Annotated in this window: 21 protein-coding genes; 12 read left to right on the top strand and 9 right to left on the bottom strand. The window is 66.5% G+C overall.

The genetic code is table 11. The features are described 5' to 3' along the window. The first annotated feature begins 92 nt into the window (after window positions 1–92). Window positions 93–479 (top strand): Hpt domain-containing protein, encoded by a 387-nt coding sequence (locus tag AB5I39_RS02380; protein ID WP_404373964.1) that lies wholly within the window; start codon window positions 93–95, stop codon window positions 477–479. Between the two features lie 5 nt (window positions 480–484). Here AB5I39_RS02380 and AB5I39_RS02375 read toward each other — a convergent pair whose 3' ends face one another. Further along, window positions 485–2812 carry a hypothetical protein gene (locus AB5I39_RS02375; protein WP_404370657.1) on the bottom strand — a complete coding sequence of 776 codons (2328 nt, stop codon included), beginning with the start codon at window positions 2810–2812 and terminating at the stop codon, window positions 485–487. Window positions 2813–2894: 82 nt separating this feature from the next. On the opposite strand from AB5I39_RS02375, the gene AB5I39_RS02370 reads away from it, so the two are divergent. From AB5I39_RS02370 to AB5I39_RS02335, 8 genes are all read left to right on the top strand, one after another. After that, window positions 2895–3188: an Hpt domain-containing protein gene (locus AB5I39_RS02370; protein WP_404370654.1), complete on the top strand. Its 294-nt coding sequence runs from the start codon at window positions 2895–2897 to the stop codon at window positions 3186–3188. Window positions 3189–3236: 48 nt separating this feature from the next. After that, entirely contained in the window at window positions 3237–4397 is a 1161-nt protein-coding gene (locus tag AB5I39_RS02365) for a hypothetical protein (RefSeq protein WP_404370651.1), read from the top strand. A gap of 35 nt (window positions 4398–4432) precedes the next feature. Then, the gene (locus tag AB5I39_RS02360) at window positions 4433–5542 is read left to right on the top strand and encodes a DUF2336 domain-containing protein (protein ID WP_404370649.1); all 1110 of its coding nucleotides are present in this window, start codon (window positions 4433–4435) and stop codon (window positions 5540–5542) included. After that, entirely contained in the window at window positions 5539–6918 is a 1380-nt protein-coding gene (locus AB5I39_RS02355) for a sensor histidine kinase (RefSeq protein WP_404370646.1), read from the top strand. Before AB5I39_RS02360 ends, AB5I39_RS02355 begins: the two co-directional genes overlap by 4 nt. 283 nt (window positions 6919–7201) lie before the next feature. Beyond that, a complete protein-coding gene (locus AB5I39_RS02350) occupies window positions 7202–8281 on the top strand; it encodes a hypothetical protein (protein ID WP_404370644.1) in 1080 nt (359 codons plus the stop codon). Then, window positions 8202–10118 carry an asparagine synthase-related protein gene (locus AB5I39_RS02345; protein WP_404370641.1) on the top strand — a complete coding sequence of 639 codons (1917 nt, stop codon included), beginning with the start codon at window positions 8202–8204 and terminating at the stop codon, window positions 10116–10118. The genes AB5I39_RS02350 and AB5I39_RS02345 overlap by 80 nt, the downstream gene beginning before the upstream one ends. Continuing rightward, window positions 10109–10942 carry a hypothetical protein gene (locus AB5I39_RS02340; protein WP_404370638.1) on the top strand — a complete coding sequence of 278 codons (834 nt, stop codon included), beginning with the start codon at window positions 10109–10111 and terminating at the stop codon, window positions 10940–10942. The genes AB5I39_RS02345 and AB5I39_RS02340 overlap by 10 nt, the downstream gene beginning before the upstream one ends. Before the next feature lie 31 nt (window positions 10943–10973). Then, the gene (locus AB5I39_RS02335) at window positions 10974–11111 is read left to right on the top strand and encodes a hypothetical protein (RefSeq protein ID WP_404370635.1); all 138 of its coding nucleotides are present in this window, start codon (window positions 10974–10976) and stop codon (window positions 11109–11111) included. A gap of 66 nt (window positions 11112–11177) precedes the next feature. Here AB5I39_RS02335 and AB5I39_RS02330 read toward each other — a convergent pair whose 3' ends face one another. Continuing rightward, window positions 11178–12176, bottom strand: a complete 999-nt coding sequence (locus tag AB5I39_RS02330; protein WP_404370632.1) for a glycosyltransferase family 2 protein — start codon at window positions 12174–12176, stop codon at window positions 11178–11180. Continuing rightward, complete coding sequence (locus AB5I39_RS02325; RefSeq protein WP_404370629.1) at window positions 12173–12448, bottom strand: PqqD family protein; 276 nt, start codon at window positions 12446–12448, stop codon at window positions 12173–12175. The genes AB5I39_RS02330 and AB5I39_RS02325 overlap by 4 nt, the downstream gene beginning before the upstream one ends. A gap of 199 nt (window positions 12449–12647) precedes the next feature. Here AB5I39_RS02325 and asd point away from each other — a divergent pair, with 199 nt between their 5' ends. Next, complete coding sequence (asd, locus tag AB5I39_RS02320) at window positions 12648–13505, top strand: archaetidylserine decarboxylase (RefSeq protein WP_404370626.1); 858 nt, start codon at window positions 12648–12650, stop codon at window positions 13503–13505. Window positions 13506–13647: 142 nt separating this feature from the next. Here asd and AB5I39_RS02315 read toward each other — a convergent pair whose 3' ends face one another. The 4 genes from AB5I39_RS02315 to gltX form a co-directional block, all read right to left on the bottom strand. Further along, window positions 13648–14037 carry a hypothetical protein gene (locus AB5I39_RS02315; protein WP_404370624.1) on the bottom strand — a complete coding sequence of 130 codons (390 nt, stop codon included), beginning with the start codon at window positions 14035–14037 and terminating at the stop codon, window positions 13648–13650. A 447-nt stretch (window positions 14038–14484) separates the two neighbouring features. Further along, on the bottom strand, window positions 14485–14673 hold the full coding sequence (locus tag AB5I39_RS02310) for a hypothetical protein (RefSeq protein WP_404370621.1): 189 nt from the start codon (window positions 14671–14673) through the stop codon (window positions 14485–14487). Continuing rightward, window positions 14670–15956, bottom strand: coding sequence for a citrate synthase (locus AB5I39_RS02305; protein WP_404370618.1), 1287 nt, complete (start codon window positions 15954–15956; stop codon window positions 14670–14672). Before AB5I39_RS02305 ends, AB5I39_RS02310 begins: the two co-directional genes overlap by 4 nt. Before the next feature lie 21 nt (window positions 15957–15977). After that, the gene (gltX, locus tag AB5I39_RS02300) at window positions 15978–17435 is read right to left on the bottom strand and encodes a glutamate--tRNA ligase (RefSeq protein ID WP_404370616.1); all 1458 of its coding nucleotides are present in this window, start codon (window positions 17433–17435) and stop codon (window positions 15978–15980) included. Between the two features lie 26 nt (window positions 17436–17461). On the opposite strand from gltX, the gene AB5I39_RS02295 reads away from it, so the two are divergent. After that, complete coding sequence (locus AB5I39_RS02295) at window positions 17462–19702, top strand: ComEC/Rec2 family competence protein (protein ID WP_404370613.1); 2241 nt, start codon at window positions 17462–17464, stop codon at window positions 19700–19702. Next, window positions 19699–20352, top strand: a complete 654-nt coding sequence (locus tag AB5I39_RS02290) for a 2OG-Fe(II) oxygenase (RefSeq protein ID WP_404370610.1) — start codon at window positions 19699–19701, stop codon at window positions 20350–20352. Before AB5I39_RS02295 ends, AB5I39_RS02290 begins: the two co-directional genes overlap by 4 nt. Before the next feature lie 3 nt (window positions 20353–20355). On the opposite strand, the gene lexA is transcribed toward AB5I39_RS02290, so the two are convergent. Further along, window positions 20356–21030, bottom strand: coding sequence for a transcriptional repressor LexA (lexA, locus tag AB5I39_RS02285; RefSeq protein WP_404370607.1), 675 nt, complete (start codon window positions 21028–21030; stop codon window positions 20356–20358). A gap of 72 nt (window positions 21031–21102) precedes the next feature. After that, entirely contained in the window at window positions 21103–22287 is a 1185-nt protein-coding gene (gene glp / locus AB5I39_RS02280) for a gephyrin-like molybdotransferase Glp (protein WP_404370604.1), read from the bottom strand. Window positions 22288–22504 lie beyond the last annotated feature (217 nt).

Raw genomic sequence — 22504 nt, 5'->3', positions numbered from 1 at the left:
CCGCTCGTTTACTTGCGCGCGCTAAACCCGCTCATACTTTCGGGCGATAGGGCCCGAGGCGGGAGAAATCCGTGTCGCTCGACGATAGAGACTTGATCGACTGGAACGTGTTCACCCGGGCGCGGGCGGAGCTTGGTGCCGGGTTCGTGCGCATTCTCGGCTATTTTCGCGAAGATGGCGTGAAGTCGGTCGCAGCGATCGAGGCCGCAATGCGCGCGCAGAACGCCGCTGGCATGGTTATCCCCGCGCATACCCTGAAGGGCGAGGCGCGCCAGTTCGGGGCTGAGCCGCTCGGCGCGCTCGCGGAACGAATCGAGACGATCGCCCGCGATTGCGTCGAGAGTCGCGATACGCCGGAGGAAGCCCTGGCCGATATCGTCGCGCTGCGGCCGTTGTTCGAGAAGACTCTGACCATGCTGGAGCGTGAATCGAACCCGCTGGTGGAGCGCCGTCCGGCCTTTGGTCGCCGCGCGATCTGAGCGCGTCAGGTACGCAGGCGCTCGATCGCCTGTGCCAGCGCGACGTACAATTTGCCCATGTCCGACGACAGGATCGTCACCCCCAGCGGCGACCCGTCGCGTTGCGACAGGATCTGCCGCAACATCGCTTCGAAATCATGGATGTAGCGATTGACCTGATCGCGGAAGGCGGGGTCGTCCTCGTGCAGCCGTGCGATTTCGCGCGCATCCCCGGCATCGAGCAAGCGCACCGCGCGGCGCGTGAAGACGCCGCGATCGCCCTTGAGATAGGCAGACCACGCGCTGTCGGAAACGTCCGTCGAGAAGGCTTTGACGATATCTATGGAGGCCGAATTGAGCGCTTCGATCAGAAGCGACACGCGGCGGGCTAGCGTGTCCTGATCGGCGTTCTCGCGTTCGATCCGTGCGTCTTCCAGGCGCGATTCGACGATGGCCGTCGAGTTGGCGATCGCCTGCATTTGCCGAGCGAGACGGTCAGACGCGCGACCAGCGGCATCGACGGCGGCATCGGCCGCAGCGGCAATGCCGGCGATCTCCTGCCTGACCGCGCCGGTCACCGCACGCTCGACGGCGGCGGCGCTTTGTTGTTCGAGCGCCTGCGCGGCTTCGGGGATGACGGTCGCGAGCGTTTCGCGTGCGCGCTCGGCGGCGGCGCTGGCGGTGTCGCGGACGCGCAGCAGCGCCTCGACTAGGCGCGGGGCGGCCTCTTCGGCGAAACGGTGCGTTCGGCCGATCGTTTCCTCGACCATCTCGCCCAGGGCATCCGCCTTGCTCTTGCCGTCGCTCAGCGTGTCGAGCAGCGTTTCGGCAAGCGTGCTCACCGTATCGCGCTGCGTGGCGACGACCTCGGCGATCGCTTCGATCGCGTCGTGGGTGCTTTCCGCCGCCGTCACCAGCGCCAGGAGCTCGGGCCGGGCCGCGCCGACGATCTTGCGGCTGGAGGCAATCCGGTCATCGAGCCGGTTGAGCGCCTCGGGCAGCGTTTCGTCGATTTCGCGTGCGGCCGAATCGAGCGCGAGCAACAGCCGTTCGGTTGTGCCGATCGCGGTCGTTGCCATCGTGTCGCCGGTCTTGAGCGCCTCGGTCATCGCATCGGCCGATCCGCCGAGCGCGCTGATCGACGCGGCGAGGGCTTGCGCCCGTTCGACGCCAAGTGCGTGGAAAGTGTCGAAAGTGCCACTCACGCGGGCGATTCCCGAGTCGATCTGACCGACGATCGTTTCGCTGGTATCGCGTTGTTCGGCGAGACGGGCGGCGACCCGGTCGATCAGCGTTTCGATCTCCGCGATGCGCGCGGCGAGGCCCTCGACGCTGTCGCGGGCGGCGCTATCGAGTGCGGCCTGGTGCGTGCCGATCATCGCCAGCATCGCGTCGCCCTGCGCTGCGATGCCCTTGCGCGCTTCGTCGACCGCATCGGCGGTGCGGCCGAGCAAGCCGTCGACCGCGTTCGACATCTCGCCGGTGACCTGTTCGAGCCGCGCCCCGGCGGTTTCGCTGGTCGCCTCCATCCGCGTGATGTGTGCGGCGAGCTTCTGCGCGGCGCCGTTCGCCACCGCGTCGGCCTCGCGACCCCGTTCGGAGAGGGCGGTGAGCTGCGCATCGAGCGCGGCGGCATGCTCGCTCGCGGTGACGCCGGTGGTCTTGAGCAAGTGTGCGAGCGCTTCGGTCTCGCCATGCGCGCGCGGCAGCAGCGCGAGCAGCACCTGCAAGCGGGTATGCGCCGCGTCGGCCGCCTCGGCGAGCGCGCTGGCGTGCGAATCGGCTGCGGCGACCTGTTCCGTCAGGCCCGATCCGACCGTCGCGAGCCGCAGCACTGCGCCGTCGCCCAATGCCATCAGCGCGGTGGTCTGTTCGGCAAGATTGGCGCGGTTGGTCTCGATGCTGTTCGACAAAGCGGCGACGGTCCGTTCCAGGCTCGCCGCTTCGGCGCGCATGGCCTGGGCGGTATGCCCGAAGCGCTTGGCCTCCGCGCTGCTGGTGCGCAGCGCGAGCAGCAGCAGAATTCCGATCAGAGCAGGCGGCACGCACAAAGCGGCGACGAAACTGGCAAGGGCAGGGGGGGCGAGCGTGCCCAGGCTGTCGCGGCACAGCCACAGCATCCCGCCGACCCAGCCCAGCGCGACCAGGCCGCCAAGCGCCGCAAGCCAAGGACCTGCGCCCCGGCCGACAGGCGCTTCCTGTTCGGCGAGTTCGGTCAGGTCGATTGGTTCTTCATAAAGGGGCTCGTACACTGGCGTGGCTTCCGCCTCCGGCAGCGGCGCGTTCGCCCGCGCATCGCCGGTTGGGGCGGCACCATGCGGCCGCAGGTCTATGATACGCGAACCCCCGTTCATCCGCATCGTTTACCACGAAAGCCGCACACGCAAAGCGAATTGCGAAACCGAACTTTAAGGCGTTGCCCGCTATAAAGAGGGTATGGCCTATGATCCCGGTGCAATCGATGCGACTTTGGCGGCGGCGGTCGGCGACGAGCCGGCGTTGATCGCGGAACTGCGCGAAGCGTTTCTCGACAGCGTGAAACGTGGCCTCGCCGTACTCGAGGCTGCCGAGGGTGATGCGGCTTGGCGCGCGGCGGCGTTCCGGCTGCGCGGGCTGGCCGCTAGCTTCGGCGCAGTCCGGCTCATGGCGATCGCCACCGAAGCCGCCGAGAGCGACGCGCAGGACGCGGGGCTGCTGCGGCGACTGCGTCGCGCGGTGGAACGGCTCTAGCCCGAACGGGCTTTGCCTTGCGGGCACTTAGCCCCTAACAGCCCAGCAATGCTGGCTGGACTGATTTTCGCAACCGAAGATGCCGATGACCGCGCGGGCGTGCTCGCCGCGACGCTGCCGTTCGGTGGGCTGACGCTGATCGAGTTTCAGGCGCGGCTGCTGGCGGCGGCGGGAGCCACGCAAATCGTGCTGGTGGTGGCGCGGATGACACCCGAATTGCTCGGCGCGATCAGCCGCATTGGACGGCGCGGCGTGGTGGTCGATGCGGTGCGGACGGCGGTCGAGGCGGTGGAGAAACTGCACCCGCTGGCGCATGTGCTGGTGGTGGCCGACGGCGTGGTGACGACCGGAGACATCGTTCAGTCGCTTGCGGCCGCACCGGAGGACGTGTTGCTCGTCACCGATCCGGACGATGCGCGGTACGAACGCGTTGCGGCCAATGCCGCCTGGGCGGGGCTCGCTTTGTTGGACGGCAAGCGGGTTGCCGAAGTGGCCGCGATGCCGCGCGATTATGACTTTCAATCGACGCTGCTCCGCGTTGCAGCGCAAGCGGGCGCGGATCAAGTGAGGCTCGATTCGCACATGGCAGCGGGCCACGGGATCGAACGGAGCGCGGTTGCGCTGGCGCAACGTGGCAACAGCACGGTTGCGGCGCTGGTCGCGCGGCCGCTGCGCTGGGCCGATCGCTTCTTGTTCGCGCCGCTGGTGCGCTTCGCCCTCCCGCCGCTGATGGGCCGCGTGGTGCCGACGATCGCGCCGCTTGCTGCGGCGGTGGCCTTGGCGGTTGCCGGTGTGGCGACGATCGGCTGGGGGCATCCGGCGATTGGCATCGCCGTGGCGTGCCTCGGCATCGCGAGTGCCAAGATCGCGGCGTCGCTCGCCTGGGTGCGTGACGAGGCGCAGATGGTCCGCGTGACCGAATATGTCGCGCCGGGTATTGCCACGCTGGCGGTGCTGTCGGTCGGCTATGGCGCGGATCGACCCGCTGGGCTGATCCTCGCGCTCGCATTGCTCATCGCGGCGGTGCTGCTGGAGCGCGCCGCCCCGGTCGAGCATCAGCGGCGGTTGTGGGCGAGCCCCGCGGCCTATCCGATCGTCATGCTGCCGCTGCTGATCGTGGGGGAGCCGCTGGTCGCGCTGGCGATCGCCGGACTTTACGCTGCCGCGACGCTGGCTGCGGCAATCGAGGCCTTTCGCGAAAAGCCTTAGTCTCGCCTTAACGACAAGCCCCTAGATAGGAGCACATGTCGATTGAACGTCGCGACATGGATGATGGGGCCCGTCGGGGTGCCACCGCGCTGCTGACCCGTGCAGCGGCGGCGGACGTGTGCGCCGCAGACAGGCTGCGGGGCGCGATCGACGACTTCTTTCTGGATGAGGATGCGCGGCTCGACGATCGCACGCGACTCGCGATTGCGGCGGTGCTGGGTGACCTCACCAGCGGAATCGAGGTGGCACTGCGCCGTCATGCCGCGCGCTTGCTCTCCACCCGCGATGTAGGGGCGCTCGCCGCGACGCTGGAGGCCGAATTGCCGGCGATCCTGGAACGGCTGATCAGTGCGGGGCTGGTGCGCGATGCCGATCTGATGCGTGAACTGCTCGGGCGGGTGCGGCAGGATCTGCTGTCCGATAGCTTGCCGAGCGAAGCGCCCGAGGACCCCGACCGCGCGAGCTTGTTGCCGCGCCTCGCGCAGCATGGCGACAGCGTCGTCGCGGCGAGCGCGATCGCCTTGCTCTCGGCCGAAAGCCGCCGCCGTGTGCCGCTCGCCCCCGGCCAGCCAAACCCGAGCGACTTGCCCGCAGAGCTGCACCACCGGCTCGTATGGTGGATCGCCGCCGCGTTGCGCGAACGCTTTGCCGATGCGGCGGGGGAGGCGCTGCCTGCGCTCGACCGGGCGCTGGCCGAGGCGGCGCTGCGCAGCATTGCGGCGCATGACGAGGGCGACCGGCTGGAGGCGACCGCGCTGCGCCTTGCCGCCGCGCTCGATCCGCAAGCCAACGAATTGCCCGGCCTGCTGACCGAGGCGCTAGCCGACCGTCGCTTGTCGCTGTTCGTCGCATTGCTCGCCCATGCGCTTGGCCTCGATTATGAGGATGCGCGTGAGGTGGTGCTCGATCCGGGGGCGGAACGGCTGTGGCTGTTGCTGCGCGCGCTCGAGCTCGACCGCCAATCGATCGCGCGAATCGGCTTGGCGCTGAGCGACGCCGATCCACGCCGCGACATCGACCGCTTTGCCGAGGCGCTCGACGCGATCGTCGCGGTCGATGCGATCGAGGCGCGTCATGCCCTTGCGCCGTTGCTCTTACACCGCGATTATCGCGCCGCTCTGGTTGCGCTGGGACGCAAGCGATGAACGTCAATGAATCGATGCTGCCGCCGGTACGCGGGCTGATCGACCGGGATGGCCGGTTGGTCGAGGCCGATCAACGGCTGCACGACCTTAACGCGCGGGCTGGCGGCGGGATCGGGCAACCGCTTGCCGTGCCGCAAATCGCGACGCTGGCGCGGCTCGCCCAGCGGCTCGGCATCCTGGTGTCGCGCGGGATCGTGGTCGGCGATGGTGAGGGCGACCTCGAACTTTGGGTGCGTGCACAGCCCGATCCGGTCGGCGTGCGGCTGGCGATCACCGGCTGGCGGACGCGTGCGCCGTGGCATCCGGGCGGGATTGCCGATGAGCGCGCCTCCGACTTCCTCCGCAGCGAAGCGGATTGGCTGTGGGAGACCGACAGCGCCTTGCGGATCACCTTTCTGACGATCTCGGCGGGCGCATTGTACGGCTTCGATGCAGCTGCGATGCTGGGCCAGCCGCTCACCCGACTGTTCGTGCTCGGCGAAAGCGATGGTGGGGCGTTCCCTATCCTGGGTGCGCTCGCGATGCAGCAGCGCTTCGACGATCAGCCCGCGACGCTGCGCGATACCGGGCGCGGCGTGCGCCTCGCGGCGAACGTGCGGACTGATGCGAGCGGCGCCTTTGCGGGCTTCGTCGGGGCCGCGCACATGCTAGACGATGCGCGCGTGCCGCCGGTGGCCGCGCCTCCCGCGACCGATGCGGTGACGGCGGCCTTTGCTGCGCGGCTCGACCAGGCGCTGCGCCTGCCGCTCGACCGGATCATTGCCAATGCCGACAGCATCCACGCTCAGTCCGAAGGGCCGCTGCGGCAGGATTATGCCGACTACGCCGCCGATATCGCGAGCGCCGGACGGCATTTGATGGGGCTGGTCGACGATCTGGTGGATTTGCAGGCGATCGAGCGGCCCGATTTCGTTGTGGCGCATGAATCGCTCGATCTGGCCGATGTGGCGCGCCGCGCGGCCGGCCTGCTGCAAGTACGCGCGGCCGAGGCGAAGGTGCGGATCGACCGCCCGGCGTTGGGCGAGATGTTGCCCGCGACGGGCGAATTCCGCCGCGCGCTGCAGGTGCTGGTCAATTTGATCGGCAATGCGGTGCGCTACTCGCCCGCCGATGGAATGGTATGGGTCCGCGCCGAGCGCGAGGGCGATGTCGCCGCGATCATCGTCGCCGATCAGGGTAAAGGCATCGCGCTGGACGATCAGGCGCGGATTTTCGAGAAGTTCGAGCGTGTCGATCCGCGTGAGGCCGGGGGATCGGGCCTGGGCTTGTATATCGCGCGGCGACTGGCGCGGGCGATGGGCGGGGACGTGACGGTCGACAGTGCACCGGGGCAGGGCGCACGATTCGTCTTTACGCTGCCGCTGCGGACGGACTGAACGCGCGGAGTATTAGCGCGCGTTATGTCAGATTGATCCCGCGCAGGACATGGATGCCTGGATAAGCGGATCATCGACGCCGCACGCGCGACCCGAGAACCTGAAGCGTTCCCGTGCGCCAGGCAGGATGGCGACCCAGGTCCAGAAGCGACGCTTAACATTTGGCGTAACCCGCGGTAGCAGGCGCGGGCTGCGTATTGCAGGAAGCGATGCGTATCGTCGGATATCCGCATTGCCGTTAGTTCTGATCCAAGAGCTGCGGGTGTTCGGGGGACTTTGACGGTTGCGTATTTTCGACGTCTTTCCTTTCGACCGCGAACTCGACATGCTCGAACACAGGCTTCGCGAGACGGTCGATCTCGTCGATGGCGTTATTCTGATCGAAGCCTCGCAGACCTATCGTGGCGACCCGAAACCGCTTTACTTTGCGGCCGCCGCGGCGCGGTTCGCATGGGCGAAGGCGAAGATACGACATGTAACACTCGCCAGCCTCGGCGGACCGGAAGCCAGCCCCAAGGAGCGCGCGGCGCGGCAGCGGAACGCTGCTGTGCTGGCGCTGCGCGATGCCGCTCCCGACGATATTCTTCTGCTGCTCGACGTGGATGAGATTCCCGATCCGGCGCTGCTCGCGTGTCTGCGCGCCGAAGGGCTGTCGCGCCCGCGCCGCCTGGCAATGACGCGCCATTACCGATTTGCCGATCGCCTTGCCCCGCGCTCCCCATGCTGCCCAGTACCGCCGGATCCATTTGCGCTTTCCACCGGATTCCTGAAGCCGGGGGCATGGAACGCGCTGGACCCGCAATGGTACGGCTATTCGGGCGTGGCGGTACCGCACAGCGCTCTGGCAGAGGCAACGCCATTCGATCTGCGATATCGAACGCCGCTCGACGATCCCATTCTCCGGGCTGGCAGACATTTCAACGCGGTGGACCCGAGCGCGCGGTTGGAAGACAAGCTTGGCCGCATGTTTCACGAGGAATTTGACGGCGCGCGTGCCCGATCGCCGTACGCGCTGGCACTATGCCGCGACGCGGGCGTGCACCATCGCGGCTGGTGGTACGCCGCCGAACCCGAGGGGGAATTACCGGACGATGTTGCCCGTCTGATCGCGCGGTTTCCGCAGACGCGCGCGCCCGAGATGCCTGGGCCGGTTGTGCGCCGATTGGTTCGATCCTGGGCGTGGCTGCGGCTCCGCACGATTGTGCCGGGCGCGATCGTGCGGTTCGTGGACCGCAACTTTTCACGCGCGATGGCAGTGCTGGCTGCACCGCTCCTGGCGCTCGATGCCGGGCGCGCCCTTGCGGCAGCCACGATGCGGTTGTGCCGGGTGCGTACCGCACCGCGCACGCGACACCATTTCTGACAGAAAGACGATGTTCGCATTGCTCCTAGGTGCGCGCACCGCCGACACGGCAAGCGCAATGATCGCGGGTTGTGGCGATGGCTTTCGCGTTGCCACAGAGCCAACCGGTTACGCCACCGCGATCATCCGTGCCCCGGACCTGTTGCCCGAGGACCGTTTCGACGTGCAGCCTATTATCGACGGCGGCAAGATCTTCGTCTGCAAGGGGAGGATCGACCGGCGAGACGAGCTTGCCACGCGGCTGGCAGTGGAGCGCGCGCGCGCGGGGGCGATGGCCGATTCCGCTTTGCTTCACATGGCTTGGTGCCGCTGGCGTGGCGCCTTACCGGAAGCGGTCTCGGGCGACTATGCCTATGCGGCGTTCGATCCCGCGACGGGGCGTCTGGATGCCGCGGTCGATCATTGGGGCGGAGCGGCGGCCTTATTCTGGGCGGCAACGCAGTCCGGCTTGATCGTTGCGGACAATCTTGCGCTGCTGCTTCGCCATCCCGAGGTCGATCGGGAACTGGCGCGTGCCGAGCTGGCCGGTTTCGTGCAGTTGGGTATCGATCGCGAAACGACGCCGTATCGGGCAGTCCGGGCGGTGCCGGGCGGCCACCGGCTGTGCTGGAGGGGCAGGGAGGTAACGGTCGAGCGCTGGTGGAAGCCGGACACCGCACCGATTTTCGATCGCGACCCGCGTCTTCTGATCGATGAGGCGCGCGACTTGCTTCGGCAGGCGACTGCTGAGCGAATGCGATCCAGCGGGCGGACTGCAGCGATGCTGAGCGGCGGATTGGATTCCGGGATCGTGGCGGCGCTCGCAGCCACGGCGAGGCCCGATACCACGATCCTTGCCTATACCGGCGTCCCTGAGCCGGGGCTGGAAGTGGCGGACCGACCGGGCTGGGAAGCGGATGATGGGCCGGCGGCCGCGTTGACGGCGGCCCGTTATCCCAACCTTGCACACAGGTTGGTGAGCGTAGGGAACCGCTCCTGGCCCGACTTGATTGCGCGTCTTGGACGGGAGAGCGCCACGCCAGTGCGCGGATCGGCCAATCTGCTCTGGCTCGATGAAATCTCGCGCTGTGCCCGCGCGGATGGCGCGCGCGTGTTGCTGACCGGGCAACATGGCAATTTCTCTTTCAGCCACAACGGGAACGGCGCGCTTGCGGAGCTCGCCGCGTATCGACAGTGGCGGCCCGCGCTTCGCCTTTTGGGTGAGGTGGGCGATCCTGTGAGGCAGGCACGCATACTAAAGCGATATCTCGCGGAACAGTGGCGTCACCGCCGCGGCGCACCGTTCCTTTTGCCGGGAACCCAGTTTCTACAGCCGGAGGCGCGGGCGCTGATCCAACCGTCTTTCCTGTTCCTCGACAAGCCGTCAAGCCGCGCACGGTGGTTGCGTTTTGCCACCACTGCCCCCCATTATTGGCGATGTGATGCGGCCGAGCTATGGGGCCTGGATTGGCGGGACCCGACAGCAGACCGGCGCTTTCTCGAATGGATGTTACGTATGCCGCTTGCCGCTTTTCGTTTTGGCGGGCTTGATCGCGGCCTTGCGCGCGAGCTTGGTCGCGACCTCTTGCCAGAGGCGATCCGGCTTCGGACGGTGCGCGGCGCACAGGGCGCAGATGCCGCGGCGTGGATACGCCGCGATCGGGAAGGGTTCTCCAAACACCTCCAAACGATTGCCACGTCGGAAACCCCACGGGCGCTGCTCGATCACGCGGCACTGGAACGAGGCTTCACTCGAATCCTCGATCGGGCAAACAAAGCGGGTGATGTTGAAGCCTGGCTTAGCGCGCTGACACTCGGCGCTTTCCTTGCGCAAGCGGGGGATGCGCGGTGCAACTGATCCCCGCTGCGCTCCCGGATGCGGACGTCCGTCAGGTTGCGACCCTGCCGCAGACGCTTGCCGATTCCGTGCGTGTCGGTCCCTACTCTGAGGTGCGCAAGGGGGAGCTTCTGCGCGTCGTCCCCGGGGTGGCGCGATTTCACGTCGTGGCCGGTGCGCTCAGCATCGCGATCGAGGACGGGGCGGATATGGAAGCTGTCGATGCGCTCCTGCACGGGCCGGTGACCGCGGCGTTGATTTATCAGCGTGGGGAGATGCCGCTCCACGGCGCCGCGCTGGTGCCGCCCGGTGCCGATCGGGCGATCGTTTTTGTCGGCGAAAAGGGGGCCGGCAAGTCCACGCTGAGCTACGCCTTGGTGCAACGCGGTTGGCGACTGATGAACGATGACTTGAGCCGTATCGGCTTTCCCGCCGACGCCCCGATCGTTTACCCGGGGCGCGCCGCGGTCCGATTGTGTGAAGACGCTTGCGCGCGCTTCGGAATCGCCACCGCCGCGCTCCCCCGCCTGGACGGCCCAAGCGTCAAATATCGGTTGCCCGAACCCGCCGACAAAGGTGAGCCGGTGCCTCTCGGCCAGATCGTCGAGATCGCGCGCTCAGACCCGTCCGGCGGATTGGAACCGCTGATGCCCGCCGAGGCGATCTCACTGGTGATGCGGCATAGCTATCGCCCGACCTATCTGAGGCCGATGGGTGTTGCAGCGCGGCAATTTCAGCTCGCAGCGGCACTTGCGCGCGACTGCGCAATAGCGCGTCTGACGCTTGCCGCCGCACCCGATCAACTGGCGGATACCTTGACAGCCAGCTACATTTTGGCGACGTAGACGCTCGGTTTGGTGAATAAAGGGGTTTTGTATGTCGAAGTCCGATCCGCGCTGCGGCGCAAAAAAGACCTGGGTTAAGCCGGTCGTTGAGAAGGCTGATGCGGCAGTGGCGACGCAGGCTAACTTTAACGGCGGCACGAACGACGGAATTCAGTTCTGCAGTTCGTGACCCCGCGCTGACCGTCGCGCGCATCCTGCGATGGAGCGCGTCGACAGTGGCGATGATTACAGAGGCTCAGGCCTGGTGCCGGTTATCCTTGGGCATTTTGCCAAGGGTGTAACCGGCACTTTTTGTTATGTAATAGGCATCTCCGAGGAGATGCGCCGCCATTTTACAGGCGCGACCGGCGCCGATGGCGGCCCCCCTGTCACGGATCCGGTCCCGCAGGGCGGCGCGATCCTGGCGCAGCAATTGTCGCCAAGGTACGTGTCGGCCGCCGATACGATCATAATATCGCGCGTCGGTTCCGGCGTGCCAAGCGCGCAGAAGAAACGCCCTCAGGCCCTGCGGCGGCGGATGTACGGCGCGCGCGCCGGTTGCCTCAAAGAGCTGCACCCCAAATCGCGCGAGAAGCCGACCGAGCTCGCTGCACTGGCCGCGATATGTGGGCCGATCAGGGAAGGGCATCGCGGCGAAAAGCTTGCGGCGAAATGCGATGTTGTTCGAGACCAGCCGACGGGTTGGACGCAACACGGCCTCCGCTTCCCTGGTATCGAAGATCCAGAATAGCGACATTGCGCGTTCGTAAAAGCTATGGCCCTCGAAATGCGTACGTCCCACGACCGTCAGGATGTCGGAAGCGCCAAACGGTTCCAGCAACGCGGACAGCCAGCCGGGCTCCAGACGCAGATCGGAATCGACGAAAATTGCGATCTCCCGCGACGAGTGCCGAAATCCGAAATTCTTCGTTTGATAATAATTCAGGCCCGGCGGCGCAGGTACCAGCCGGATCGATGCAGCCCAGCCAGCGCCTTCAGCACTGGATTCGAGCAGCGCGGCGAGCGCTTCTTCTGAAACATCGTTCGCATCGTAGGCAATGACCAGTTCGGGCTGGTCCGCCCCGAAGCTTTCCGCGCAATCGTTCAGTTCACGCCACAGCCCGGACAGGCAGACGCGAATGCGCGACGCGGCGGCCTCGCTCGCGGTTTCGAGGTCGAGGATGATCGAGGGAGCAGTCAACCCGGCGTGGGCCGTTGCCACGGGATCAGCGCTCGCGACCGATGCGCCGCTCACACCGGCTCCAGGGTGACGAGTCCGTCGCTTTCCATTTTACGCAGCAATTCGAGCACATCGGCCTCGCAATCCTGTGGGTCGACGTCGAACTCTTCGCAAAGCTGCTCGCAAAGCGCTGCGACGGTGCTTGGCTCCTCGGTAAGTGCCCAAACGCGCTGTGCCGTGGGATTGAAGCTGAAATAGGCGCCCTGGTCGAGATGGAGGCCGACCAGTTCCTCGTTTACCGTAGCGACAAGCATCTCGCCGCGCCGTGTTACTTTGAGGTTCGTCATAGGCATCTCCAAAATGCCTCACTACCTGCGCGTGATGCCCGAGAGAAGGGGACCTGTGTGCGGTTTGGCGATTTTTGAGCGGGCCGGGTGCCCTAACGGCGCGCCCCGCTGCTAAAGCGCCGCGTGTCGACTTGCGAGGCGAGGGTGGACTGTCGACCTCGTACCGTACAGGGGGTGATGACGATATTTTGAGGTTGTGATGGCCGATCGCCTGAAGGTCCTGCTCCAGTACGCGCTACCCAAGCAGCGCCTGACGATCCTCGCCGGTCGCATCGCCGGCGCGCAGGGCGGCGCGATGACGACACGGCTGATCCGCTGGTTCGTCGCGCGCTATAACGTCGATATGCGCGAAGCGGCGTTTGCCGACATTGGCAGCTACAAGAGCTTCAACGACTTCTTTTCGCGCGCGCTGAAGCCCGGTGCCCGCCCGCTTGCCGACGCCGACTTCGTTTGCCCGGTCGACGGCGCGATCAGCCAGTTCGGCGCGATCGACGATCATCACATTCTGCAGGCCAAGGGACACCGTTTCACTACAACGCAGCTCCTCGGCGGCGACACCGCTCTGGCCGCGCAGTTTCGTCACGGCAGCTTTGCCAATCTGTACCTGTCCCCCCGGGATTACCACCGCCTGCACATGCCGTGCGACGGCACGCTGACGCGCATGATCCACGTGCCCGGCAAGCTGTTTTCGGTGAACCCGGTCACGGCGCGCGGCGTGCCCGACCTGTTTGCGCGCAACGAGCGCGTTGTCTGCGTCTTCGAATCTTCAGAGCACGGTCCGTTCGTCATGGTGCTGGTCGGCGCGACCATCGTCGGGAGCATGGCGACGGTGTGGCACGGCGTGGTCAACTCCAGGCGCACCGGCGCGATCTCCGAATGGCGCTATGGCGATCAGGAGGTAGTATTGAAGAAAGGCGAGGAGATGGGCCGCTTCCTGCTTGGCTCGACGATCATAATGCTGTTTCGACCGGGCGCGATCGCGTTTAATGCGGACTGGGCACCGGAACGCAGCGTGCGGCTGGGCGAGGTGATGGGGATGGCGCAGCCTGAGCCCTAACGTGTGCGACGGCGGTCCCCCGCGACCAACGCCATAGCGGTGCCGCGCCGCGCGGCTGGTAGTTACCGCGCCGCTGCGAGGGCGCGGAAAGTTGGCCTAAGGTTAGGCGTAAACGCGTGTTTGCGAGCCATCTCGCTCCAGATCAGATCGCCCAGTTGAAGCGGATCAGCGCCATCGAAAGCGCAAAGACGAAGGCATAGCCGAAGCGGTCGATTCCGAAGCGTTCCTGCCCCTTTTTGTCGCGCCAACGGCCGACCAGCATCATCGCGCCCCCGGCGATCAGCGGGGTGATGAGGACGTTCGCCTCGCGCAGGGCGAGGTTCGTGATGAAGGGATGTGGCAGGATCAGCAGGCTAAGGGCGCCGGCGATCGTTCCGAAGATTGTGTAGAGAAGGACAGACACGAACGCGTTCGGCGGCTTTTCCGATGCTTCGGCGAACATGTGGAGGCCAGCCTCGGACAGGCATTCAATTACGATTTGCAGCACAACTTCACCGAGAAACTGCAGGATGATTTCCAGGATGGCCTCCATGTCTGCTCCGTAGACCGTGCGCTACGCGAGGGTGGCGCGATCGTGGGCGAAAGCAAAGCACTGGCTTGCGGACACGTCAGATTAATGTCAGCATTTCTGACGTGTTGCGCTGGCGGCGCGTCACAGGATCGAAAAGACAGGGGAGATAACTGTGACGAATCGCAAGATGCTCGCCGTGGCGGTCGGTTTGGCGGCAGTCGTGCTGGGTTGCCTTGTGGTGTTCAAGGTCCTTTAGCCGGGTTGTTGCGCCGCAAGCGCGGGGCGTGTCGAAGCCGCGTCTGTCAAACGCCGGTTCGTGCCCGTGAAAAGCAGCCCTTCGACAGGCTCAGGGCGAACGGGGATGAGTCGGGCGCCTCAGCGAATATGGCAAGCGTTCAACCCAGTGGTGTCAAAGAACGCGCCTGCTATGCCCGATCACCCGCGCGCGGGACGGTCGCGCCGCCCGCCTCAGTGGCGACGCGACCACCAGAGCAACGCCGCGCCCACCGCCGCGATGCCCAGGCCGTAGACCACCCACACCCGCGCCGCGAGCATGAAGCTCGACGCCGGCCACATGATGAGGCCGGAGCCTTGCCCCGCAAACAGCAGGCCGAACGCGAGCAGGATGATGCCCGCGATCAGCGCGAGCGTTTTCACCCGCGTGCGTCCAGGCCGACGTAATCGCGCTGCGTCGGGCCGGTGTAGAGCTGGCGCGGACGGCCGATCTTCTGCTCCGGATCGCCGATCATCTCATTCCACTGCGCAACCCAGCCGACGGTGCGGGCGAGCGCGAAGAGGGCGGTGAACATCGTCGTCGGGAAGCCGATCGCCGAGAGGATGATGCCCGAGTAAAAGTCGACGTTGGGGAACAGCTTCTTTTCGATGAAGTACGGATCGCTGAGCGCCAGTTCCTCGAGCTGCAGTGCGACCTCGAACACCGGATCGGTGACCTTCATCGCGGCGAACACTTCGCGCACGGTTTTCTGCATCACCGTCGCGCGCGGATCGTAATTCTTGTACACGCGGTGGCCGAAGCCCATCAGGCGGAACGGATCGTTCTTGTCCTTCGCGCGCGCGATATACTCGGGGATGCGGTCCGGCGTGCCGATTTCGCGCAGCATGTTGAGCGCGGCTTCGTTCGCACCGCCATGTGCCGGGCCCCACAAGCAGGCGATGCCGGCCGCGATGCAGGCGAACGGGTTGGCACCCGACGAGCCAGCGAGACGCACGGTCGAGGTCGAGGCGTTCTGCTCATGATCGGCGTGCAGGATGAAGATGCGGTCCATCGCCTTTTCGACGACCGGATCGACGACATAGGGCTCGGCGGGGACGCCGAACGTCATGCGCAGGAAATTGCCCGTATAGCTCAGCGAATTGTCGGGATAGAGGAACGGCTGACCGACGCTGTATTTGTACGCCATCGCCGCAATCGTCGGCATCTTGGCGATCAGGCGGTGGCTCGCGATCATGCGCTGGGTGGGATCGGTGATGTCGGCGCTGTCGTGGTAGAAAGCGCTCAACGCACCGACGATGCCGCACATGATCGCCATCGGATGCGCGTCGCGACGGAAGCCGCGATAGAAGGTCGCGAGCTGTTCGTGCAGCATAGTGTGGCGGCTGATCGTGTAGCTGAACTTGTCGAGCTCGGCCTTGTTCGGCAGCTCGCCGTTCAGGAGCAGGTACGACACTTCCATGAAGCTCGACTGTTCGGCCAGCTGCCCGATCGGATAGCCGCGGTGGAGCAACACGCCCTCATCGCCGTCGATATAGGTGATCGCGCTGTCGCAGCTGGCGGTCGACGTGAAGCCGGGATCGTAGGTGAACATCCCCGTCTGCGCATACAGCTTGCGGATGTCGATCACGTCCGGGCCGACGCTGCCCGAAAGGACCTTGAGGTCGAGATCCTTGCCTGCGGCGTTCAGCTTGACGGGGTCGGTCATCGAAATCGTCCTTTTCTGTCTTTACGCGGCCATCTGGTCGGCAATGCGGCCGAGGCTCTCGTCACGCCCGAGCAGATCGAGCACATCGAAGATCCCCGGTGAGGTCTTGCGTCCGGTCAGCGCGGCGCGAAGGGGTTGCGCGACCTGACCGAGCTTGACCCCGGAGCTTTCCGCGACCGACCGTACCGCCGCTTCGAGCGCCTCCGTATCCCAGCCGTCGAGCGCGTCAAGCGCCGCGTGGAGCTTTGCCAGCATTGTAGGGGATTCCCCGGACAGCAGGGGTGCTGCATCGGGTGAAATGTCGAGCGGGCGCGTGGCGAAGAGGAAATCGGTCCCGCGCGTTAGTTCGTTCAAATTCGCCGCACGCGGCTTGAGCGAGGCCATTGCGCGGCCGAGCACGGCGCGTTGGGCGTCGTCGGGCACGAAATCGAGACGAGTCGCGACCAGCTCGGCCAGGCGCGCATCCTCCGCATCGCGGATGTAGATGCCGTTGAGATTTTCCAGCTTTTTCAAATCGAAGCGCGAGGGCGATTTGCCCACCCCGTCGAGATCGAACCATTCGATCGCCTGGGTCCGGCTGATAACCTCGTCATCGCCGTGGCCCCAGCCGAGCCGGAGCAGATAATTCTCCAGCGCCTCGGGCAGGATGCCGAGTTCGTCGCGGTAGAATTCGACGCCGACCGCGCCGTGGCGCTTCGACAGCTTCGCACCGTCCGAACCGTGGATCAGCGGGATGTGGGCATAGACCGGATCGGGCCAGCCGCCCTCGATCGCGTTCATCGCACGGATGATGGGGAGCTGGCGGAAGGCGTTGTTGAGGTGATCGTCGCCGCGAATGACGTGCGTCACGCCCATGTCGTGATCGTCGACCACCACCGCGAGCATATAGGTCGGCGTGCCGTCCGACCGGAGCAGGACGAGATCGTCGAGTTCGGCATTCTGCACCGTCACGCTGCCCTGGACCCGGTCCTCGATCGTCGTTGCGCCGTCGAGCGGGGCCTTCAGCCGCACCACGGACGGCTTGTCGCCACCCTCGGCCGGATCACGATCGCGCCATGGGCTGCGGATGCGCAGCGGCTTCTTGGCGGCCTGTGCCTCGGCGCGCATTGCGTCGAGTTCCTCGGGCGTGAGGAAGCAGCGATAGGCATGGCCGTTGGCGACCATCGCGTGCGCGACCTCGGCATGGCGCGCGGCGCGGGAGAATTGGTAGACCTCCGGTTCGTCCCAATCGAGCCCGAGCCAGCGCATCGAGGTGAGGATCGCGTCGATCGCGGGCTGGGTCGAGCGCGCGCGATCGGTATCTTCGATCCGCAGCAGGAACTTGCCGCCATTGTGGCGGGCGTACAGCCAGTTGAACAACGCGGTGCGCGCGCCGCCGATGTGCAGAAACCCGGTCGGCGAGGGCGCGAACCGGGTTACGATCTTGGTGGTTTCGGCGCCGGCGGCGGGGGCCGCGGCGGGATCAGATATTGCGCTCAACCGCGCATACTCCCAGACTTACATGGATGGCCGGATCAGCCTCGAGCGCCCCTAGCACGCACCTTGCCGCGCTTCAAATCGGCGGCGACACTTTGCGTGGGCTGGGCGTGCGGCTCGAACAGTGGCTGGAGGCGGAGCGCGATCAGCTCCCCTTGTGGTTGCCGGTCGCGTTGGGCGGCGGGATCGCGCTCTGGTTCGTGCTGCCCGATGCGCGGAGTTGGCAGGTGGCGGGGTTGGCCGCGATCGGCGTCGCGCTGAGCGGGGTGGCGCTGGGGCGGTATGGGCGCGCCGGGCGGGTCGGCGCGGTAGGTGCGACCGCGGTTGCGGTAGGGCTCGCTCTGATCTGGTGGCGGGCGGAGCATGTTGCGCAAGGCGTGCTGCCGCGGCCGACCATTGCGACCTTTACGGTAAGGGTGGAACGCATTGAACCGCTTCCGGCGCGCGATCTGGTGCGGTTGCGGCTGGCGCCGTTGCAGGTGCTTTCGGTGCCGGAGACGCGGGGAGCGGCGCGACCGTTGCCGACATTGCCGCCGCGGATTCGCGTCAATCTGGTGAGCGCGGACGTGCCGGAGGGGCTGGTGCCGGGGGCGACGTTGCGGCTGTCGGCGCGGTTGATGCCGCCGCCCGAGGCCTCCGTGCCGGGTGCCTATGATTATGCGCGGACCGCGTGGTTCGACGGGATCGGCGCGACCGGGCGCGGCTTTGGGCCAGTCAGCGTGGTGGCGGGCGGCGGTGCGCGCGACGCGGGGCTGCGGGTGCGGCTGTCGCGGCATATCCAGGCGAGCGCAGGCGGTGGCGGCGCGGGCGGCATAGCGGCGGCGCTGGCGACGGGCGATCAGGGCGGGATTCCGGCCGAAGACAATGAGGCGATGCGGCGCTCGGGACTCGCGCATCTGCTCTCTGTCAGCGGACTGCACATCACCGCAGCGGTGGCGGCGGTAATGCTGCTGGTGACGCGGTTGCTCGCGCTGAGCCCCTGGGTCGCCTTGCGCTGGCGCATTCCGCTGATCGCGGCGGGCGCGGGGGCGCTGGCGGCTATCGGCTATACCTGGCTGACCGGATCGGAGGTGCCGACGATCCGCTCGTGCGTTGCGGCGCTGTTCGTGCTGATCGCGCTGGTGCTGGGACGCGAGGCGTTGACGTTGCGGCTGGTCGCGGCGGGGGCGGTGATCGTGCTGCTGCTCTATCCGGAAGCGCTGGCGGGGCCCAGCTTCCAGCTGTCGTCCGCGGCGGTCGCGTCGATCATCGCGGTCAACGAACATCCGGCGGTAAGGCTATGGTTTGGCCCGCGCGAACAATCGCGGGCGGCGGCGATCGGGCGGGGGATCGCCGGGTTGTTAGCGACCGGCATCGTGGTTGAACTGGCGCTGATCCCGATCTCGCTTTTCCATTTCCACAAAGCGGGGGTGTACGGCGCGGTTGCCAATATCGTTGCAATTCCGCTGACGACTTTTGTCACCATGCCGCTGGAGGCGCTGGCGCTGCTGTTCGACACGGTCGGGGCGGGGGCACCGTTCTGGTGGCTGACGGCGCGCTCGCTCGATCTTTTGCTGTGGATCGCGCGGACGACGGCAGCGATTCCGGGTGCCGTCGCGCCGCTGCCCGCGATGCCCGGCGGGGCCTATGCGCTGATGGTCTTAGGGGGGCTGTGGATCGCCCTATGGCGGACGCGATGGCGGCGGCTGGGGCTGGTGCCGCTGGCAGTGGGTGCGGTCTGGGCGCTGGCGACGCCCGCGCCCGATTTGCTGGTGACCGGCGACGGGCGGCATCTGGCGATCCGCACGGATGGCGGCGATATCGCGTTATTGCGCGACCGCACCGGCGATTACACCGCCGACATGCTGTCAGAAAATGGCGGGATCGACGGGCTGCCGATGCTGCTTTCGGATCACCCCGATGCCCGGTGCAGCCGCGACCTGTGCCTGATGACGCGCAGCACGGGTGGGCGGACGTGGCGCGTGTTGGCGACGCGAAGTGCCTATCTGGTGCCGGCGGCCGACCTCATTGCGGCGTGCCGGGTGGCCGATGTCGTGGTGAGCGAGCGGCGCTTGCCGCGCGGCTGTAGCCCACGCTGGCTGCGGCTCGATCGAACGGTGCTGGCGCGCAGCGGAGGGGTGGCGATCAGCTTTGCGAGCGGATCGATGCGGACGGTGCGCCATAGCGGCGATGCACATCCTTGGATTCCCGCCGCGCCGCCACCCGAGCGTTTCGGGCGGCGCGCAAACAGGCTGGCATATCAGCCGCATTCAGGCGAAATGCGTCAATGACCGCCACGCCCTCTCTCTCGACGAATCCGCTCCACCGCGTTCCCGCCTATGCGGTGCGCGATGACGTCCTGTCGCAGCAGGATGTCGCCGAGCTTCTGGCCTACGCGCTGGAGCATGAGGCAGCCTTCGCCCCGACCGGCGTTGGCGGTTTCAAAGCGGGCAAAGCCTTGAACCGTGAGATTCGAGTTTCGCTTGCGATGCGGACGCCACTCTTCAAGGCCTGGCATCAGCGTATTGAGACGTCATTTGCGCCGCTTCTGCCCGGCATACTGGCCGAATTGGGAATGCGTAGCTTCGACATCGCCAAATATGAAATCGAACTTGTCCGGCACAATGACGGCGATTTCTATCGGCGGCATATCGATATGCACACCGGCCCTTCGTCAAAGGCGCGCCGCGCGATCAGCATGGTTTATTATTTTCATGCCGAACCCAAGGCGTTTGAGGGCGGCGCCTTGCGAATCTATTCGCTGGCCCGCAACGACATCTTCACCGATGTCGCGCCGGAGCAGAACCGGCTGGTCGCCTTCCCATCGTGGGTGCCGCACGAGGTGATGCCGATCGCGTGCCCGTCACGTCGCTTTATCGACTCGCGCTTCGCGATCAATTGCTGGGTGCGGCAGGTACCAGCCGAAACCAACGCCGCCTGATCCTCAGTCGTAGCGGCGAAGAATGCCCGCAAGCTTGCCCTGCACCCGGACTTGCGCGGGTGCGTAGCGCTGCGGATCATAAGCTCGGTTGGCGGGATCGAGCCGGATCATCGCACCTTCGCGGCGGAAGAATTTAAGCGTCGCCTCGCTTTCCTCGATCAGCGCGACGACAATCTCGCCGTCGCGGGCGATTTCCTGGCGCTTGATCAGCGCATAATCGCCATCGAGAATACCCGCCTCGACCATCGAATCGCCCGACACTTCAAGCGCATAATGCTCGCCACTGCCGAGGAGGGCGGCGGGGACGGCGAGCATCGATGCGCCTTCGAACGCCTCGATCGGCACACCGGCGGCGATGCGACCGTGCAGCGGGATCTCGATCACGTCGTTGGCGGGTTCAGGCAGGTGGCGAACATTGCTGGGCTCAGCTGCCGCCGTGACCTTCGTCGGTCCCTTGGTACCGCGCTCCGGCATCTTGAGCACCTCGAGTGCGCGCGCGCGATTGGGCAGGCGGCGGATGAACTGGCGTTCCTCGAGCGCACTGATCAGGCGGTGGACGCCGGATTTGGACTTGAGGTCGAGCGCTTCCTTCATTTCCTCGAACGACGGCGACACGCCAGTCTCTTCCAACCGGTCGTTGATGAAACAGATCAACTCATGCTGCTTGCGGGTAAGCATCGCGCGGGCCCTCGTGTCGGAACAGACGACGAACCTATACGGAACGAAAAATCCTCCGTCAAGCGGCGCTGATTACCCGAGCGGCAGGACTTCCACCGAGTCGCCCGCCGCGGCGGCGGGCGCGTGCGGCGCGCGGACGATCAGGCAATCGGCGCGCGCCAACGTGCGGACCATCGACGAATCCTGACGGTCCGCCGGGGCGACACGGCCCGCAGTCGTGGTGGCACGCAAATAGTCCTGCCGGTGATCGTTTGCGCGGAGCGGTGCGCCGAGGATGGCGAGACGTGTGGGCGGGAGCGGATCGGAAGCGCCGGATAGGTAAGCGATCAGCGGGCGGAGGAAAATCGTCGCGGTGACGAAGGCCGACACCGGATTGCCCGGCAGGCCGAGTACGACCGTCTCGCGCAAGCGCCCGGCCAGCATCGGTTTGCCGGGGCGTAATGCGATCCGCCAGAAATCGAGATCGCCGCCCGCCGCCTGGAGCGCGGGGCGGATCAGGTCGTGATCGCCGACCGACGCGCCGCCGGTCGTCACCAGAATGTCGGCATGGACCTTCTCAAAGGCGCTGGCGATCGCGTCGAGTCGATCGGGCAGGATCCCGAGATCGATGATGTCGACCGGCAAATCCGTCAGCAGCGCAGCGAGCATGACGCCGTTGGATTCGGGCAACGAATCCGGGCCGACCGCGCCGCCGGGTGCGACGAGTTCGTCGCCGCTCGCCATGATTGCGACCCTGATCCGCCGCCGAACCGATAGCGTGCCATGCCCACCAATTGCGGCGAGGGCGATCCGGGCCGGGGTCAGGCGCTCGCCCGCAGCGACGAGCGTCTCGGCGGCGTCGAAATCCAGCCCCTTGCGGCGGATATTGCCGCCCGGCGCCGGGCCCTCTCCCGCGAGGGTGAGCGCGTCGCCGTCGCGTGCCGCCTCTTCCTGCACCAGCACGCAGTCGGCCCCGGCGGGCATTGCCGCGCCAGTGAAGATGCGCACGGCCTGGTTCGGCCCGAGCGTCCCCGCGAAGCGACGCCCGGCGGCGCTTTCGCCGATGACGGTGAGCGGTCCAGGCAGATCGGCATAGCGTATCGCATAGCCGTCCATCGCCGAGAGATCATCGGTCGGCTGGGTGCGGAGTGCGGTCACGTCCGCCGCAGCCCAGCGTCCGGTGGCCTGACGGAGCGGGACGGTCTCGGGCTCAACGGCGGTGGCAAGGCCGAACAGGCGATCGCGCGCGTCGGTGACGGAGAGGAGCGGGGCGGGCATGAAGTGGCTCTATCGCGCTTCGGGGGCACGCGTCGAGTGGCGGGGCGGAGCGGGGCGTGGTACTTAAATGCCACAGTTCGCACGTAAAGTGCCGCCCGGTCAGCGGTGTCACGATCCCGCCTTAAACCGTGCCTACCGCGCGGCTGACCGGTGGACGCTCCCCAAAGAGGTGCGACGCCCGGCCGATAACCGCGCAGGAGTCCGGGAGTGCCCTGCG

Origin of the sequence: Sphingomonas sp. MMS24-J45 (assembly GCF_044881195.1) — a bacterium.
In the GTDB taxonomy this organism is placed as follows: Bacteria; Pseudomonadota; Alphaproteobacteria; order Sphingomonadales; family Sphingomonadaceae; genus Sphingomonas.
The sequence above is the reverse complement of the archived record's forward strand: the minus strand, read 5'-3'. Positions and strand labels throughout refer to the sequence as shown.

Bases quoted from the DNA above. Each gene is read 5' to 3' on its own strand.
- AB5I39_RS02325 (WP_404370629.1), bottom strand. From the start codon at position 12,448: ATGACGAACCTCAAAGTAACACGGCGCGGCGAGATGCTTGTCGCTACG.
- asd (WP_404370626.1), top strand. From the start codon at position 12,648: ATGGCCGATCGCCTGAAGGTCCTGCTCCAGTACGCGCTACCCAAGCAG.
- glp (WP_404370604.1), bottom strand. From the start codon at position 22,287: ATGCCCGCCCCGCTCCTCTCCGTCACCGACGCGCGCGATCGCCTGTTC.
- AB5I39_RS02370 (WP_404370654.1), top strand. From the start codon at position 2,895: ATGGCCTATGATCCCGGTGCAATCGATGCGACTTTGGCGGCGGCGGTC.
- AB5I39_RS02315 (WP_404370624.1), bottom strand. From the start codon at position 14,037: ATGGAGGCCATCCTGGAAATCATCCTGCAGTTTCTCGGTGAAGTTGTG.
- AB5I39_RS02290 (WP_404370610.1), top strand. From the start codon at position 19,699: ATGACCGCCACGCCCTCTCTCTCGACGAATCCGCTCCACCGCGTTCCC.
- AB5I39_RS02365 (WP_404370651.1), top strand. From the start codon at position 3,237: ATGCTGGCTGGACTGATTTTCGCAACCGAAGATGCCGATGACCGCGCG.
- AB5I39_RS02345 (WP_404370641.1), top strand. From the start codon at position 8,202: ATGCCGGGCGCGCCCTTGCGGCAGCCACGATGCGGTTGTGCCGGGTGC.
- AB5I39_RS02295 (WP_404370613.1), top strand. From the start codon at position 17,462: ATGGCCGGATCAGCCTCGAGCGCCCCTAGCACGCACCTTGCCGCGCTT.
- AB5I39_RS02360 (WP_404370649.1), top strand. From the start codon at position 4,433: ATGTCGATTGAACGTCGCGACATGGATGATGGGGCCCGTCGGGGTGCC.
- AB5I39_RS02355 (WP_404370646.1), top strand. From the start codon at position 5,539: ATGAACGTCAATGAATCGATGCTGCCGCCGGTACGCGGGCTGATCGAC.
- AB5I39_RS02375 (WP_404370657.1), bottom strand. From the start codon at position 2,812: ATGAACGGGGGTTCGCGTATCATAGACCTGCGGCCGCATGGTGCCGCC.
- AB5I39_RS02305 (WP_404370618.1), bottom strand. From the start codon at position 15,956: ATGACCGACCCCGTCAAGCTGAACGCCGCAGGCAAGGATCTCGACCTC.
- lexA (WP_404370607.1), bottom strand. From the start codon at position 21,030: ATGCTTACCCGCAAGCAGCATGAGTTGATCTGTTTCATCAACGACCGG.
- AB5I39_RS02335 (WP_404370635.1), top strand. From the start codon at position 10,974: ATGTCGAAGTCCGATCCGCGCTGCGGCGCAAAAAAGACCTGGGTTAAG.